1 protein-coding gene is annotated in these 604 nt (G+C 54.3%); it reads left to right on the top strand.

Going from position 1 to position 604, the window contains the following annotated elements; translation table 11 throughout:
• The coding region (pelG, locus tag A3730_RS11990; RefSeq protein ID WP_156501176.1) for an exopolysaccharide Pel transporter PelG at positions 1 to 420 on the top strand (420 nt) is incomplete at its 5' end.
• Between the last annotated feature and the right edge of the window lie 184 nt (positions 421 to 604).

The raw sequence follows: 604 nt of genomic DNA, 5'->3' as shown, positions 1-604 counted from the left end.
GAAGATATGCGCAACCAGATGGTGTTTGTCATTCGCCAGGGCATCTTCCAGATTCTCAAGATTCAGGCGATCTCGGCGCTGGTGATCATGGTGGCCGGCGCGCAGATCTTTAACGCTTTGGGCATTTCGGAACTGTATCTGCCGTTGCTCAAGGTGCAGCTAATCGCCACCGCCCTGCAGGTTGTCTTCCTGGCCATCATCAACGTGTTCTGTTATCTGGATCAGCGCCGCATGCTGGTGCTGCTGACCGCGTTGTTCTTTGTGCTTAATGTGATTTTTACCGGCATCAGCCTGTACCTGGGGCCCCAGTTCTTTGGCTTCGGTTTCCTGCTGGCGTTGGCGGTGTGTGTGCTGCTCGGCCTGTGGCTGGTCAGTCGCAAAATGGCAGAACTGGAATATTCCACCTTTATGCTTAATTGACAGGTACAGTGTCGGATTACGCCTTTCAGGCTAATTCGACCTTGTGTCTCTCCGGCGGAAGGATTTGCTACCCTTCCGCCACTGCTGGCGGGCAACCCGTATTCGACCTGAGGCCCTGAGCCTGTGATGTAGATAGGTCCCGCCAGCATTTCTCTCAAAACTTGAACGGTATCCGAGCCCTTCG

It is taken from the genome of Alcanivorax sp. HI0044 (assembly GCF_001634945.1).
The sequence above is the reverse complement of the archived record's forward strand: the minus strand, read 5'-3'. Positions and strand labels throughout refer to the sequence as shown.